We start from the raw sequence: 12896 nt of genomic DNA, 5'->3' as shown, positions 1-12896 counted from the left end.
GTCGCCTTACCGGCGGCCAGCCAACCCAGCCTATGAAGGTCCGGACCGAGAGGTCCGGGCCTTTTTTCTTTTGCGCTCCCATCTGCCGCGTTAAGCATGGCCCACAAATCCAGTGGAGCGCGTGAATGTCGAAGGTCGATGAACGCCTGAAGGCGATTGGTGTCGAGCTGCCCCAGCCGGTGGCGCCGGTGGCCAACTACGTGCCCTTCGTCCGCTCCGGCAACCTCGTGCACATCTCCGGCCAGATCTCGATCGCGCCCGACGGCGGGATCAAGGGAACGGTCGGCGTCGACGTCGACCTGGAGATCGCCCAGAAGGCCGCGCGCCTGTGTGGCGTCAATCTGCTGGCCCAGATGAAGGCCGCCTGCGACGGCGACCTGGACCGCGTGGTCCGCGTCGTGAAGCTGGGCGGCTTCGTCCAGGCCGGGCCGGACTTCATCGACATCCCCAAGGTCGTCAACGGGTGCTCGGACCTGATGGTCGAGGTGCTGGGCGAGGCCGGTCGCCACGCCCGCTCGGCGGTGGGCGTCTACAAGCTGCCCCTCGGCTTCGCGGTCGAGGTGGACGCGGTGGTGGAGATCGCCTGATGCGCTCGCGCGAACGCCCCTCGACCGATGTCTTCGGCGAGGCGTGGGAGCGCCTGTTCGACCCGCCGGTGGCCCACCGTGGCCTCTGGGCCAAGGATGGCGCGCCGGAGAACAGCCTGGCCGCCTTCCAGGCCGCCTGCGCCGGCGGCTACGGCATAGAGCTGGACGTCCAGCTGACCGCCGACGGCGAGGCGGTGGTTTTCCATGACGATCGTCTGGAGCGGATGACCGGCCGGGAAGGACGCCTGCGCGACCACACCGCCGCCGAGCTCGGAAGCTACGCGCTCATGGGCACGGACGAAACCATCCCGACCCTGGCCGACACCCTGACCATGATCGGTCACCGCGCCATGGTCTTCATCGAGCTGAAAACGCCCTTCGGCGATGTCGGCCCGCTGGAAAGGCGGGTGACCGAGGTGCTGGTCGATCACAACGGCCCGACCGCCGTGATCGGCTTCAACCCGTACTCGCATGCCTGGTTCGCCGACCATCACCCGCAGATCCTGCGCGGCCTGGACAGCTACGGCTGGAACGACGAGGGCGCCCGCAAACTCGCCCCCGAAATGCGCAAGTCGCTGGCGGCGCTGGAGCAGGTCGAGATCGCGCGGCCTGATTTCCTGGCCCTGGGCCTGGACATGTTGCCCAGCCCGCGCGCCGACCTATATCGCGCCAAGGGCATGCCGATCGTCGCCTGGACGGTCCGCTCGCCCGACCAGTGGGAAGGCGTGCGCGACCATTGCGACAACCTGATCTTCGAGGGCTTCACGGCGTGACGCCAGACCCGATAGGGGTCCAGTCGGCGGTTCGCGTCCACCGCGCGATCGGCGAGATCGGCAAGGCGGCCTGGGACGCTTGCGCGGGCCAGACCGGCGATCCGTTCGTCAGCTACGACTTCCTGTCGATCCTGGAGGAGAGCGGCTGCGTCTCGGCCCGCACAGGGTGGGCGCCGCATCACTTGACGGTCGACGACGAGGCGGGGGCAGTGGCCGGGGTCATGCCCCTCTATCTGAAATCCCACAGCCAGGGCGAATACGTCTTCGACCATGCCTGGGCCGACGCCTATGAGCGGGCCGGCGGGCGATATTATCCCAAGCTGCAGTGCTCTTCGCCGTTCTCGCCGGTGACCGGCTCGCGGTTGATCGTTCGGCCGGATGTCGACGTTGATGAGGGCCGCTCGGCCCTCTTGGGCGGAGCCCTGACCCTGTGCGAGCGCCTCGGCGCCTCGTCGCTGCACGTGACCTTCCCGGTCGAGGACGAGTGGCGCTGGATGGGCGAGCGCGGGATGCTGCCGCGCCAGGACCAGCAGTATCACTGGGAGAACCAGGGCTACGCTGCCTTCGACGACTTCCTGGCGGCCCTGTCGGCCAATCGCCGCAAGACCATCCGCCGCGAGCGCCGCGACGCTCAGGACGGGCTGGAGATCGTCGCGCTCACCGGCGACGCGCTGACCGAGGAACACTGGGACGCGTTCTTCGCCTTCTACATGGACACCGGCGGCCGCAAGTGGGGGCGACCCTATCTGAACCGCCGGTTCTTCTCGCTGCTGCACGAGCGGATGGCCGACAAGGTGTTACTGATCCTGGCGCGCCGGCCGGGCGGGCCCTGGATCGCCGGCGCGCTGAACCTGATCGGCCGGGACTGCCTCTATGGCCGCCACTGGGGCTGCGTCGAGGACGTGCCGTTCCTGCACTTCGAGCTCTGCTACTACCAGGCTATCGAGCACGCGATCCGGCTGGGCCTGCCGCGTGTCGAGGCCGGGGCGCAGGGGCAGCACAAGATCGCCCGCGGCTACCTGCCCAGCGCCGTCTATTCGGCCCATTGGATCGCCGACCCCGCCCTGCGCGAGCCCGTCGCCCGCTACCTGGAGCGCGAGCGCGAGGCGGTTGAAAGCGACATCGAGATGCTGACGGAAGAGTTCTCGCCCTTCCGTCACACGCCGGATCCGCCTCGCGACGGAGGGTAGGGCGGGCTACTGCAGCCGGACCTCGCCGACCTTGTCCTTGTATTCGGTCTTCGGATCGACCCCGAGCATCATCTTCACGCCGGCGAACAGGCTGTTCTCGTTCAGCCAGATCTGGGCGTCGGCCGGCTCGAAGCGCAACAGGCGCAGCTTGGGATCGTCCTTGCCGTTGAACCAGGCGGCGATGAAGGGGTTCCAGAGCCGGTCGATCGTCTCGCGGTCGTTGTCGATCCGCAGGTTGCCGTCGACGGCGGCGAACAGATGGTGGCCCTTGTCGGCGAAGTGGATGAAGGCGTCGCGCGCGCCGCCCTCGACGGCCTCGACCAGATCGACGTCGACGGCGCTGAAGATCCAGATCGGACCCGAGTGATCGCCTTCGATGACCGCTGTCATCGGCTGGGCGCGGCCGTTCTCGTGATCGGGCAGGCCCAGCATCACGGTGCGGTCGGACTTGAGGGCCTTCCAGAACTTCTCGGCCAGATCGGCTTCCTTGGACATCGTTGAATCTCCGTGGGTTTTGGAGACCAACGGCGGGCGGGAACGGGCGTTCCTAGGGCGAAGCTACGAGCGCTCCCAAGCGGCCCTGAGCAGCGCCCTGACCTCATCGTCCACATCGGCCGCGGCGGTCAGAACCAGCTTGGCCTTTAGGCGATCGGACCAGCCCTCGTTCCTGGGCTCGGAGAGCCGAGGGGAGGCGTCCGTCGCCACCGCCAGGCCCAGCACCGCCTGACCGCCCTTGGCCGGCTTCAGGGCCGCGAACTGCGCTTTGCGGGACCAGGCCGTGAAGGCCTTGCGCTGGCCGGTGACCAGGCCGTCGAACTCGGCGACGGCCGCCTCGACCGCTTCCAGGATCGCCGTCGAGGCCGGATCGGTCCACAGCGCCTTGCGCAGGCCATCGGCGTCGTCCCAGCCCATGTCGGACGGGAAGGCGACCGAGAGGATCGTGGCGGCGCGGTTCTGGCCGACGCCATAGGTCGCCTTCAGCCAGTCGGTGCGCGCCTTGGGCCTGGTCTCCTTGCACTCGCGGCGGACGATCTCGACCCATTCCTCCAGGGTCTTGCCGGTCTCGCGCTCCAGGTTGGCCTGGACCGAGGCGAACCACTTCTGCTGCTGCTCGGTCAGGCCTTGGGGTTTGGTCTCGGCCATGGTTTGCGCGTCGCCCTTCGTTTGCTACGACCGGTCAGCCAGAAGGAGACGGTCATGAGCCTCGACGGACGCTACGACGCCGACAACATCTTCGCCAAGATCGTCCGGGGCGAGATCCCCAGCGTGAAGGTGTTCGAGGACGACAAGGTCCTGGCCTTCATGGACGTCTTCCCGCAGTCGCGCGGCCACGCCCTGGTGATCTCCAAGGTCAGCCAGGCGCGAAATATCCTGGAGGTCGAGACCGACGTGCTGGCGGACCTCGGGGCCGCGACGCAGAAGCTGACGCGTGCGGTGGTCGCGGCCCTGAAGCCGGATGGCGTGGTCGTCACCCAGTTCAACGGCGCCCCGGCCGGCCAGACGATCTTCCACCTGCACTTCCACGTCATCCCCCGCTACGAGGGTCAGGACCTGGGCCGTCACGGCGAGGGGGGCATGGCCGATGTCGAGGAACTCAAGGCCCTGGCGGCGAAGATCTCGGCGGCGCTGTAGGCATTCCGCCGCCTGGGTCGGCTAGCCGTCCAACAGGGCGCGACGAATCCCGTACTGGCGCTTTCAGCGTCGATACAACGGAGCGCGCCATGAGCCAGGACGACAAAGGCCGGGGCCGCCTGCGAAGGCTGATCTACGCCAGTCGCTTCACGGGCGCCGAGCGAGCGTTCGACGAGGTGCTGCGCGCGATCATCGCCAAGTCGATCCAGAACAATCGGCTGGACGACATCACGGGCTTCCTAGTGGTGGCGGAGGGACGGTTCCTGCAGTGGCTGGAGGGGCCGGAGACTGCTCTTGAAGAGACCTTCGCTCGGATCGCGCGGGACCAGCGCCACGCCGACCTGCGGACCCTCGCCGACGGTCCGGCCGATCACCGCCGCTTCCGTGACTGGAACATGGGCCAGCATCGCCTGGGGCGTATCGATCAACCTCTGTTGTCAGAGGTAGGGCTGGACGTCTTCAACCCCGCCGGTTTGGACGCCGAACGGGCGGAATGTCTGCTGGTGCGCGTTGGTGGGCGGTATCTGCGGGGCTAACCGATTAGCTTTGCCATGGCCGTATTGAGGGCCAGAAGTAAGGCCATTCCACCGAGCAGGGACCAGCCTTGCAGACGTATCTTTTCGCTGAGGCGCACCTCAAGCTGGGCGATCGTCAACTTGGCTTCTTGAAAGTCCGCCTTCGTGCCCATCTCAAGCTGCTTTAGATCGTCCTTGGTGGCGAACTGCCTAAGGTCGTCCTTGGTGGCGAGATGGCCGATGTCGGGCATGCTGGAAGTCTGGCGCACGATCTCGACAATAGCTTCGGCCACGTGCTCCTCCAGACCGGCTTCGCGAAGCCGCTTGGAGGCGCTTAAGCTGTCGAAGCCTGCCGTGTTCATAGCTACACGCTAGTCGTTTGTTCTTGTTTCGTCCACAATTTTCGCGTTAGCGGAAACGAGAAAGGCCCGGATCGCGCCGGGCCTTTCCGTAGGTATCGCGAGGCGACTTACTGAGCCATTTCCGGCTCGGCTTCGTCGGCCTTCGGCTTGGCGTCGCCGCCGTTGCTTTCGATCTCGAACTCGATCTTGCCGTTCTCCAGCACGACCTTGACGTGACCGCCCCGGACGAGACGTCCGAACAGGATGTCGTCGGCCAGGGGCTTCTTGATATGCTCCTGGATGACCCGGGCCAGCGGACGGGCGCCGTAGAGCTCGTCGAAGCCGTTCTTGGCCAGCCAGTCGGCCGCGTCGTCGGAGAGCTCGATCGTGATGTTGCGATCGGCCAGTTGGGCCTCCAGCTGCATGACGAACTTCTGCACGACCTGGCGGATGATCTCCGGCGTCAGCGGCTTGAAGGCCACGACGGCGTCCAGGCGGTTGCGGAACTCCGGCGTGAACAGGCGCTTCAGAGCGGCTTCTTCCTCACCCTCGACCTTCGAGCGGCCGAAGCCGATCGAATTGCGCTGGGCGTCGGACGCCCCCGCGTTGGTGGTCATGATCAGGACCACGTTGCGGAAGTCGACCTTCTTGCCGTTGCTGTCGGTCAGGGCGCCGTTGTCCATCACCTGCAGCAGGATGTTGTAGACATCCCCGTGCGCCTTCTCGATCTCGTCGAGCAGGACGACGGCGTGCGGGTGCTGGTCGACCGCGTCGGTCAGCTGACCGCCTTGGTCGAAGCCGACATAGCCGGGAGGGGCGCCGATCAGGCGGCTCACGGTATGGCGCTCCATGTACTCCGACATGTCGAAGCGCAGCATCTCGATGCCCAGGGTCTGGGCCAGCTGCTTGGCGGCTTCGGTCTTGCCGACGCCGGTCGGGCCGCTGAACAGATACGAGCCGATCGGCTTGTTCGGTTCACGCAGGCCGGCCCGGGCCAGCTTCATGGCGGCCGACAGCTGGTTCAGAGCCTCGTCCTGGCCGAACACCGCGCGCTTCAGGTCGGTCTCGAGTTCCTTGAGGGCCTCGGTGTCCGACTTGCTGACCGACTTCGGCGGGATGCGGGCGATCTTGGCGACGACGCTTTCGATCTCCTTGACGCCGATGGTCTTCTTGCGGCGGCTTTCCGGCAGCAGCATCTGGCTGGCGCCGGCCTCGTCGATCACGTCGATCGCCTTATCCGGCAGCTTGCGGTCGGTGATGTACTTGGCCGACAGCTCCACCGCGACCTTCAGGGCTTCGGCGGTGTACTTCAGCTTGTGGAAGTCCTCGTAATAGGTCTTCAGGCCCTTGAGGATCTTGATGGTGTCTTCCACCGTCGGCTCGTTCACGTCGATCTTTTGGAAGCGACGGACCAGGGCCCGGTCCTTCTCGAAGTGCTGGCGGAACTCCTTGTAGGTGGTCGAACCCATGCAACGCAGCGAGCCGGAGGCCAGCGCGGGCTTCAAGAGATTCGAAGCGTCCATAGCCCCGCCGCTGGTCGCGCCGGCGCCGATCACGGTGTGGATCTCGTCGATGAACAGCACCGCGTTCGGGTGGTTTTCGAGTTCCTTCACCACCTGCTTGACGCGTTCCTCGAAGTCGCCGCGATAGCGGGTGCCGGCCAGCAGCGCGCCCATGTCGAGCGAGTAGATGGTGGCGCCTTCCAGGACCTCGGGGACCTGGTGCGTGACGATCTTGCGGGCCAGGCCCTCGGCGATGGCGGTCTTGCCGACGCCCGGGTCGCCCACCAGCAGCGGGTTGTTCTTGGTGCGACGGCACAGGATCTGGATCGCGCGTTCCACTTCGTTCGCGCGGCCGATCAGCGGGTCGACCTTGCCCTGGCGGGCCTTTTCATTGAGGTCGACGCAATAGGCCTCGAGAGCCTCGCCGCCCGTCTTGGTGTTCGGCTTCTCGCCGTCGTCCTCGGTCTGGTTCGAGCCGGCGCTGGCGCCCTTGACGCTCTTGGCTTCCGAGGCGCCGGCCTTCTTGGCGATGCCGTGGGCGATGAAGTTGACCGCGTCGTACCGCGTCATGTCCTGCTCTTGCAGGAAGTAGGCGGCGTGGCTCTCGCGTTCGGAGAAGATGGCGACCAGAACATTGGCGCCGGTCACTTCCTCACGGCCCGACGACTGGACGTGGATCACCGCGCGCTGGATCACGCGCTGGAAGCCGGCTGTCGGCTTGGCGTCCTCGTCGTCGTCCACGACCAGCGAGGACAGTTCGACGTCGAGATAGTTCGAGAGGCTCTTCTTCAGCGCGGCGAGATCGACGTCACACGCGCGCATAACTCCGGCGGCGTCCTCGTCGTCGGTCAGGGAGAGCAGAAGGTGCTCCAGCGTGGCGTACTCGTGCTTACGCTGGTTGGCGTACGCGACGGCGCGATGCAGGGACTCTTCCAGGGGGCGCGAAAAAGAGGGCAATGGGGGAGGCTCCTCAGTCCTTTTCCATGGTGCACTGCAGGGGGTGCTGATGGCGTCGCGCCGAGTCGATGACTTGCGCGACCTTGGTTTCTGCGACTTCGTATGTGTAGACACCGCAGACGCCGACACCATTCTGGTGAACGTGCAGCATGATGCGAGTAGCGTCTTCACGCGACTTGTTGAAGAACCGTTCGAGAACGTAGACCACGAACTCCATCGGAGTGTAGTCGTCGTTGAGAATCAGAACTCGATAAAGCGAGGGCTTCTGCGTCTTCGGCTTCACTTCCGTGACGACCGACGACCCAGCGCCGTTGCTTTGTCCGCCTTGCTTCCGCTCGGCCATCGACTTGTTCTCTCCCGGCGGGCAAATCACCCGCCTGCCTGAATTAGATATGGAAACGCGGCGGCTTTGGAAGAGGCCGAAGCGCCGCTGCGCCGCTTTAGCACAGGGGCGCCTCGGATTTCGGCTTCACGTTTGGGAGAGCGAAGACCGCCGACGAACGGTTCCGGAGTGTGGCGGCTGAAACTGTGAGCGGTTTCGCGCCGGTCACGCTCCGTCTGGAGGTGGAGCCCGCCGTCCCGCTCACGGGGCGACCGGCTGTGACGAGAAGCCCAGATGGTTAGCGATCGGGCGCGGCGCAAGAGGGCGGCTTCAGCGGCCCTTCAGCGCCCGGCCGCTGACGACCGCGCCCGCGCCGAACTTGCCGCGCAGGGCGTCGATGGCCGTTTCGTTCTTGAGCGTGCGGCGTTCATCGTCCGCGAACATGTCCGAACCGGCGGTCTCGGCGTCGACGAACTCGGTCAGGCCCGCCCCGATCAGGCGGTATGAAAGGCCGCCGGGTTCGGCCGCCAGCAGCTCGCGCGCCACCTGGAACAGGGTGCGGGCCGTTTGGGTCGGCACGGCCAGGGTTCGGCGGCGGGTATGGATCTTGAAGTCGGGGGTGCGCAGCTTCAGCGTCGCCACGCGGCCGGCGACGCCTTCCTTGCGCGCCTGCTTGGCGACCTTCTCGCACAGCGGCCACAGCTCGTCCTCGAGCGCCTCACGTTTGTGCAGATCGTCGTTGAAGGTGGTCTCGGCGCTGATCGTCTTGCGGGCCTGGTCGGGATCGACGATGCGGCTGTCCTGGCCGTGGGCCAGGCGGTGCAGGCGCAGGCCGCCCGAGCCCAGACGGTTGGCCAGCAGCTTCAGGTCGGCGGCGGCGATATCGCCGACGGTCTTCAGGCCGATCTCGGCCAGGCTGGAGACCGTGGCGGGACCGACGCCGGGCAGGATGCCGACCGGCTTGTTGGCCAGGAAGTCTTTCGCTTCTGCCGCGCCGATCGCCGAGAAGCCGCGCGGCTTGTCCAGTTCCGAGGCGATCTTGGCCAGGAACTTGTTCGGCGCCAGGCCGATCGAGACCGTCAGGCCGATGTCGCGCTCGATCTCGGCCTGCAGCCGCGCCAGCATCTGGGCGGGCGTCGCGCCGTGCAGGCGCTGCGTGCCCGTCAGGTCGATCCAGGCCTCGTCCAGGCTCAGCGGCTGGATCAGCGGCGTCAGCCTGTCGAGCTTCTCGTGGATGCGCCGGCTCTCCTCCTTGTACTTGGCGAAGTTCGGCTTGATGACCACGGCGTCGGGGCACAGCTTCAGCGCCTTGAACATCGGCATGGCCGAACGCGCGCCGCTCATGCGGGCGATGTAGCAGGCGGTGGTCACCACCCCGCGCTTGCCCCCGCCGACGATCACCGGCAGGTCGCGCAGGGTCGGGTCGTCGCGCTTTTCCACCGAGGCGTAGAAGGCGTCGCAGTCCAGGTGGGCGATCGAGAGTGTCCCCAACTCCTCGTGGAAGATCGTGCGCGGCGAGTGACAGGACGGACAGCGCGAGACCTTGGCCTCGCCCGTCCACCCGCAGTCGCGGCACAGGGACTTCATGGCGCGGTCCCTAGGCCTCGGACGGCCACAGCCAGACCGCGCCGCGCACGCCGGAGCTGTCGCCATGGGTCGCCTTCTTCACCGGCGTCTCGAAGACATCCGAGAAGACATGCGGGGCGATGGCGGCGGGCAGGCGCTCATAAAGAGCGTCGACGTTCGACATGCCGCCGCCCAGGACGATGACGTCGGGGTCGATCACGTCGCAGATCACCGCCAGGGCGCGGCCGACGCGGTCGACATAGCGGTCCAGCGCCGCCACGGCGTTGGGCTGGCCGGCGGCGACGGCTTCCATCGTCGCCTGGCCGTTCGGAAAGCCCGCGTCGCGTGAAAAGCTTGGGCCGGAGATCCAGGTCTCCAAGCAGCCCTTGCGGCCGCACCAGCAGTCGGGGCCGGGATATTCCTCGGGCTTGGGCCAGGGCAGGGGAAAGTGACCCCATTCGCCGGCGAAGCCGTTGCGGCCTTCGATGATCTGGCCGTCGACGACCACGCCGCCGCCACAGCCGGTGCCCAGGATGGCGGCGAAGACCACGCGTTCGCCAGAGCCCGCGCCGTCAGCGGCTTCGGACAGGGCCAGGCAGTTGGCGTCGTTGGTCACGCGCACCGGACGCGCCAGGCGCTTGGCCAGGTCCTCGCCGAAGCGCTTGTCGTTCAGATAGACGCTGTTGGCCCCGCGGATCAGGCCGCTCTTGGGCGAGACCGAGCCGGGCAGGCCCACGCCTAGCCGCGCGCATGTCGCGCCGGCCATGGTCTCGGCGTCGGTCACCAGCTGGGCCACCACCTCGAGCGCGTCCTGATAGTTTCCCGGGTTCGGCTTGCGAACGCGGGCCACGAACTCACCCGCCGCGTTGAGGGCGGCCGCCTCGATCTTGGTGCCGCCGAAATCGATGCCGAACCGGATCATGCAGAGAGGCGCTCCTCAATGGCGGCCTTCAGGGCGGGCCACTCGTCGATGCGGACATGACGATCGGGCGCGGATGGGGCGAACGGGCGCAGGCGCTCGTCGCTGACCATCTGAAACCGGCCGACCCGCGGCGCCTTCTCCGCCACCGATTCGAGCTGGGGCAAAAGGTCGTCGATAAACACGGCGGGTCCCGAGGTGCGCGCGGCCAATTCCGCGGCGGGCGGGCCCTTGGGGCCGCTGTTGATGATCAAGGGGTAGTCGAAGCCGTGGGTCTTCAGCCATTTGATGCGCGCCATGCGGCCATGCTCGGGGGCATTGGTCAGGATGACGACCTCGGCGTGGGTGGACAGGTCGGCCAGGGCGTCGGCCGCGCCCAGGGCAGGCAGGAGGTCATCGGCGCCGTCACGAAAGAAATCATCGAACAGGGCCTTGCCCGCGATCAGATCGAGGTGTTCGGTCTCTCCAGGGCGATAGATGTTCTGGAACAGGGCGAACCGGTCGACCCGCAGCTCGAAGCCGTGACGCTCGATGAACGCGCCGAAACCGCGCATGAACTGAGCCAGGACCTCGTCGACATCGACGATGACCAGCGGCGCGGCGGGGGAAATGGCGCAGGCCTGGAGGTCGTTGTAACGCGGTTCCATGAGCTCGGATCGTTGGGTATGAACGCGATTAGCGCGGGCTTAAGGATATTCGTGCCATCAGGTCTGGGAAGACGGCGCGAATCCGTAGGCGTCGCCACATGACCGTACGGTCGGGGTAAGGATGACGAAGAAGGTCCTCATCGTGGAGGATAACGAGCTGAACATGAAGCTCTTTCATGATCTGCTCGAGGCCCAGGGTTACGAAACCCTGCAGACCCGCGAGGGTCTGTCGGCGTTGTCTATTGCCCGCGACAACAAGCCCGATCTGATTCTGATGGATATCCAGCTGCCCGAGATCTCGGGCCTGGAAGTCACCAAGTGGCTCAAGGAAGACGACGAGCTGGCCCATATCCCGGTGGTCGCCGTGACGGCCTTCGCCATGAAGGGCGACGAGGAGCGTATCCGCGAGGGCGGTTGCGAGGCCTACATCTCCAAGCCGATCTCGGTCGTCCATTTCCTCGACACCATCAAGCGCCTGCTGGAAAGACAGCCCGCATGAGCGCGCGGATCCTCGTCGTCGATGACATCGAGGCCAATGTTCGACTGCTGGAAGCCAAGCTGACGGCCGAGTACTACGAAGTGACGACCGCGATGGACGGGGCCACGGCCCTGATGATCGCCGCCCGCGACCTTCCCGACATCATCCTTCTGGACGTGATGATGCCCGGCATCGACGGCTTCACCGTCTGCCGCAAGCTGAAGGACGACCCCAACACCCGCCACATCCCGGTGGTGCTGATCACGGCCCTGGACGGCCGGGCCGATCGCATCCACGGCCTGGAGGCGGGCGCCTCTGACTTCCTGACCAAGCCGATCGACGACGTCATGCTGTTCGCCCGCGTGCGCAGCCTGACCCGCTTCAAGCTGGTCATCGACGAACTGCGCCAGCGCGAGGCCTCGGGTCGCCGCATCGGCGTGATCGCCGGCGCCGCCGCCCGCCTGGACGGCCTGGGCGGCCGGATCCTGGTCGTCGACGACAATCAGCGCCAGGGCGAGCGCCTGGCCGGCGAGATCGGCGTCGAGCATCGCCCGGTGGTCGAGACCGACCCCGAGAAGGCCAAGATCAGCGCCGCCGGCCCCGTCGACCTCGTGATCGTCAACGCCGCGGCCAAGGCCTTCGACGGCCTGCGCTTCACCGCCGCGCTGCGCTCGGACGAGCGCACCCGCCAGCTGCCGGTCCTGGCCCTGGTCGATCCCGACGATCGCGGCCGGATGGTCAAGGCGCTGGAGATCGGCGTGAACGACATCCTGTCGCGTCCGGCCGACCCGCAGGAACTGGCCGCGCGCATCAAGACCCAGGTCCAGCGCAAGCGCTACACCGACTACCTGCGCAACAACCTCGACCACAGCCTGGAGCTGGCGGTCACCGACCAGCTGACCGGGCTGCACAACCGTCGCTACATGCACGGCCAGCTGGATACGCTGGTCAAGCGGGCGATCCTGGGCGGCGACGAGGTTTCGGCCCTGCTTATCGACATCGACCACTTCAAGAAGATCAACGATACCTTCGGCCACGACGTCGGCGACGAGGTGCTGCGCGAGTTCGCCCTGCGCCTGGCTTCGAACGTCCGGGCCGTAGACCTGCCTTGCCGCTATGGCGGCGAGGAGTTCGTGGTGGTGATGCCCGAAACCCCCATGGCCGCCGCCCTGCGCATCGCCGAGCGGATCCGCAACAATGTCGCCGGCTCGCCCTTCAAGGTGGCTCAGGGGCAGGAACTGCTGACCGTGACCATCTCGGTCGGGGTCTCGGCTACCATCGGCGAGGGCGATACGCCCGAGGCCCTGCTCAAGCGCGCCGACGAGGGCGTCTACGAGGCCAAGGCCTCGGGCCGCAACGCGGTGGTCGGCAAGGCCGCCTAGACCGTTCGAATCCAGACAATTTATGGATTGGCGCGCCCGTCGCGCCCATCGCATGCTGCCCTGAAGAAACCGGTGTCATAGCCGG

The 12896-nt window shown here is 66.6% G+C and carries 15 protein-coding genes and 1 pseudogene; 7 read left to right on the top strand and 9 right to left on the bottom strand.

What is annotated here, in order from left to right; translation table 11 throughout:
* Nucleotides 1-125: 125 nt before the first annotated feature.
* Genes MZV50_RS16930 through MZV50_RS16920 form a run of 3 tightly spaced genes read left to right on the top strand, consistent with a single transcriptional unit; the run spans nt 126 to nt 2550 of the window.
* Nucleotides 126-587, top strand: coding sequence for a RidA family protein (locus MZV50_RS16930; RefSeq protein ID WP_252630469.1), 462 nt, complete (start codon nt 126-128; stop codon nt 585-587).
* Nucleotides 587-1360, top strand: coding sequence for a glycerophosphodiester phosphodiesterase (locus tag MZV50_RS16925; RefSeq protein WP_252630468.1), 774 nt, complete (start codon nt 587-589; stop codon nt 1358-1360). The genes MZV50_RS16930 and MZV50_RS16925 overlap by 1 nt, the downstream gene beginning before the upstream one ends.
* Nucleotides 1357-2550 carry a GNAT family N-acetyltransferase gene (locus MZV50_RS16920; protein ID WP_252630467.1) on the top strand — a complete coding sequence of 398 codons (1194 nt, stop codon included), beginning with the start codon at nt 1357-1359 and terminating at the stop codon, nt 2548-2550. The genes MZV50_RS16925 and MZV50_RS16920 overlap by 4 nt, the downstream gene beginning before the upstream one ends.
* Nucleotides 2551-2556: 6 nt before the next feature.
* Here MZV50_RS16920 and MZV50_RS16915 read toward each other — a convergent pair whose 3' ends face one another.
* Nucleotides 2557-3045 carry a pyridoxamine 5'-phosphate oxidase family protein gene (locus MZV50_RS16915; RefSeq protein ID WP_252630466.1) on the bottom strand — a complete coding sequence of 163 codons (489 nt, stop codon included), beginning with the start codon at nt 3043-3045 and terminating at the stop codon, nt 2557-2559.
* A 63-nt stretch (nt 3046-3108) separates the two neighbouring features.
* Nucleotides 3109-3693 carry a DUF4287 domain-containing protein gene (locus MZV50_RS16910; protein WP_252630465.1) on the bottom strand — a complete coding sequence of 195 codons (585 nt, stop codon included), beginning with the start codon at nt 3691-3693 and terminating at the stop codon, nt 3109-3111.
* A 54-nt stretch (nt 3694-3747) separates the two neighbouring features.
* Here MZV50_RS16910 and MZV50_RS16905 point away from each other — a divergent pair, with 54 nt between their 5' ends.
* Nucleotides 3748-4182 (top strand): HIT family protein, encoded by a 435-nt coding sequence (locus MZV50_RS16905; protein ID WP_252630464.1) that lies wholly within the window; start codon nt 3748-3750, stop codon nt 4180-4182.
* An 89-nt stretch (nt 4183-4271) separates the two neighbouring features.
* Nucleotides 4272-4718: a BLUF domain-containing protein gene (locus MZV50_RS16900; protein ID WP_252630463.1), complete on the top strand. Its 447-nt coding sequence runs from the start codon at nt 4272-4274 to the stop codon at nt 4716-4718.
* Here the strand turns inward: MZV50_RS16900 and MZV50_RS16895 are convergent.
* From MZV50_RS16895 to MZV50_RS16865, 7 genes and pseudogenes are all read right to left on the bottom strand, one after another.
* Entirely contained in the window at nt 4715-5059 is a 345-nt protein-coding gene (locus MZV50_RS16895) for a hypothetical protein (protein ID WP_252630462.1), read from the bottom strand. The genes MZV50_RS16900 and MZV50_RS16895 overlap by 4 nt on opposite strands.
* A gap of 107 nt (nt 5060-5166) precedes the next feature.
* Nucleotides 5167-7497, bottom strand: coding sequence for an ATP-dependent Clp protease ATP-binding subunit ClpA (gene clpA / locus MZV50_RS16890; RefSeq protein ID WP_252630461.1), 2331 nt, complete (start codon nt 7495-7497; stop codon nt 5167-5169).
* Between the two features lie 13 nt (nt 7498-7510).
* Nucleotides 7511-7840, bottom strand: coding sequence for an ATP-dependent Clp protease adapter ClpS (gene clpS / locus MZV50_RS16885; protein ID WP_013079900.1), 330 nt, complete (start codon nt 7838-7840; stop codon nt 7511-7513).
* Nucleotides 7841-7866: 26 nt separating this feature from the next.
* Nucleotides 7867-8007, bottom strand: a pseudogene (locus tag MZV50_RS16880) (hypothetical protein); the annotation flags it as partial.
* 142 nt (nt 8008-8149) lie between these two features.
* The gene (locus tag MZV50_RS16875) at nt 8150-9406 is read right to left on the bottom strand and encodes a DNA polymerase IV (protein ID WP_252630460.1); all 1257 of its coding nucleotides are present in this window, start codon (nt 9404-9406) and stop codon (nt 8150-8152) included.
* Nucleotides 9407-9416: 10 nt separating this feature from the next.
* The gene (locus MZV50_RS16870) at nt 9417-10307 is read right to left on the bottom strand and encodes an ROK family protein (RefSeq protein ID WP_252630459.1); all 891 of its coding nucleotides are present in this window, start codon (nt 10305-10307) and stop codon (nt 9417-9419) included.
* Complete coding sequence (locus MZV50_RS16865; RefSeq protein WP_252630458.1) at nt 10304-10951, bottom strand: hypothetical protein; 648 nt, start codon at nt 10949-10951, stop codon at nt 10304-10306. The genes MZV50_RS16870 and MZV50_RS16865 overlap by 4 nt, the downstream gene beginning before the upstream one ends.
* A 121-nt stretch (nt 10952-11072) precedes the next feature.
* Here MZV50_RS16865 and divK point away from each other — a divergent pair, with 121 nt between their 5' ends.
* Nucleotides 11073-11450 (top strand): cell-cycle response regulator DivK, encoded by a 378-nt coding sequence (gene divK, locus MZV50_RS16860; RefSeq protein WP_062097996.1) that lies wholly within the window; start codon nt 11073-11075, stop codon nt 11448-11450.
* Nucleotides 11447-12811, top strand: coding sequence for a PleD family two-component system response regulator (locus MZV50_RS16855; RefSeq protein ID WP_252630457.1), 1365 nt, complete (start codon nt 11447-11449; stop codon nt 12809-12811). Before divK ends, MZV50_RS16855 begins: the two co-directional genes overlap by 4 nt.
* Nucleotides 12812-12896: the final 85 nt, after the last annotated feature.

It is taken from the genome of Caulobacter segnis (assembly GCF_023935105.1).
In the GTDB taxonomy this organism is placed as follows: Bacteria; Pseudomonadota; Alphaproteobacteria; order Caulobacterales; family Caulobacteraceae; genus Caulobacter; species Caulobacter segnis_B.
The sequence above is the reverse complement of the archived record's forward strand: the minus strand, read 5'-3'. Positions and strand labels throughout refer to the sequence as shown.

Coding starts and splice junctions, on each gene's coding strand:
- MZV50_RS16910 (WP_252630465.1), bottom strand. CDS start 3,693: ATGGCCGAGACCAAACCCCAAGGCCTGACCGAGCAGCAGCAGAAGTGG.
- MZV50_RS16905 (WP_252630464.1), top strand. CDS start 3,748: ATGAGCCTCGACGGACGCTACGACGCCGACAACATCTTCGCCAAGATC.
- MZV50_RS16915 (WP_252630466.1), bottom strand. CDS start 3,045: ATGTCCAAGGAAGCCGATCTGGCCGAGAAGTTCTGGAAGGCCCTCAAG.
- MZV50_RS16865 (WP_252630458.1), bottom strand. CDS start 10,951: ATGGAACCGCGTTACAACGACCTCCAGGCCTGCGCCATTTCCCCCGCC.
- MZV50_RS16855 (WP_252630457.1), top strand. CDS start 11,447: ATGAGCGCGCGGATCCTCGTCGTCGATGACATCGAGGCCAATGTTCGA.
- MZV50_RS16875 (WP_252630460.1), bottom strand. CDS start 9,406: ATGAAGTCCCTGTGCCGCGACTGCGGGTGGACGGGCGAGGCCAAGGTC.
- MZV50_RS16925 (WP_252630468.1), top strand. CDS start 587: ATGCGCTCGCGCGAACGCCCCTCGACCGATGTCTTCGGCGAGGCGTGG.
- MZV50_RS16895 (WP_252630462.1), bottom strand. CDS start 5,059: ATGAACACGGCAGGCTTCGACAGCTTAAGCGCCTCCAAGCGGCTTCGC.
- MZV50_RS16870 (WP_252630459.1), bottom strand. CDS start 10,307: ATGATCCGGTTCGGCATCGATTTCGGCGGCACCAAGATCGAGGCGGCC.
- MZV50_RS16930 (WP_252630469.1), top strand. CDS start 126: ATGTCGAAGGTCGATGAACGCCTGAAGGCGATTGGTGTCGAGCTGCCC.
- divK (WP_062097996.1), top strand. CDS start 11,073: ATGACGAAGAAGGTCCTCATCGTGGAGGATAACGAGCTGAACATGAAG.
- clpS (WP_013079900.1), bottom strand. CDS start 7,840: ATGGCCGAGCGGAAGCAAGGCGGACAAAGCAACGGCGCTGGGTCGTCG.
- MZV50_RS16900 (WP_252630463.1), top strand. CDS start 4,272: ATGAGCCAGGACGACAAAGGCCGGGGCCGCCTGCGAAGGCTGATCTAC.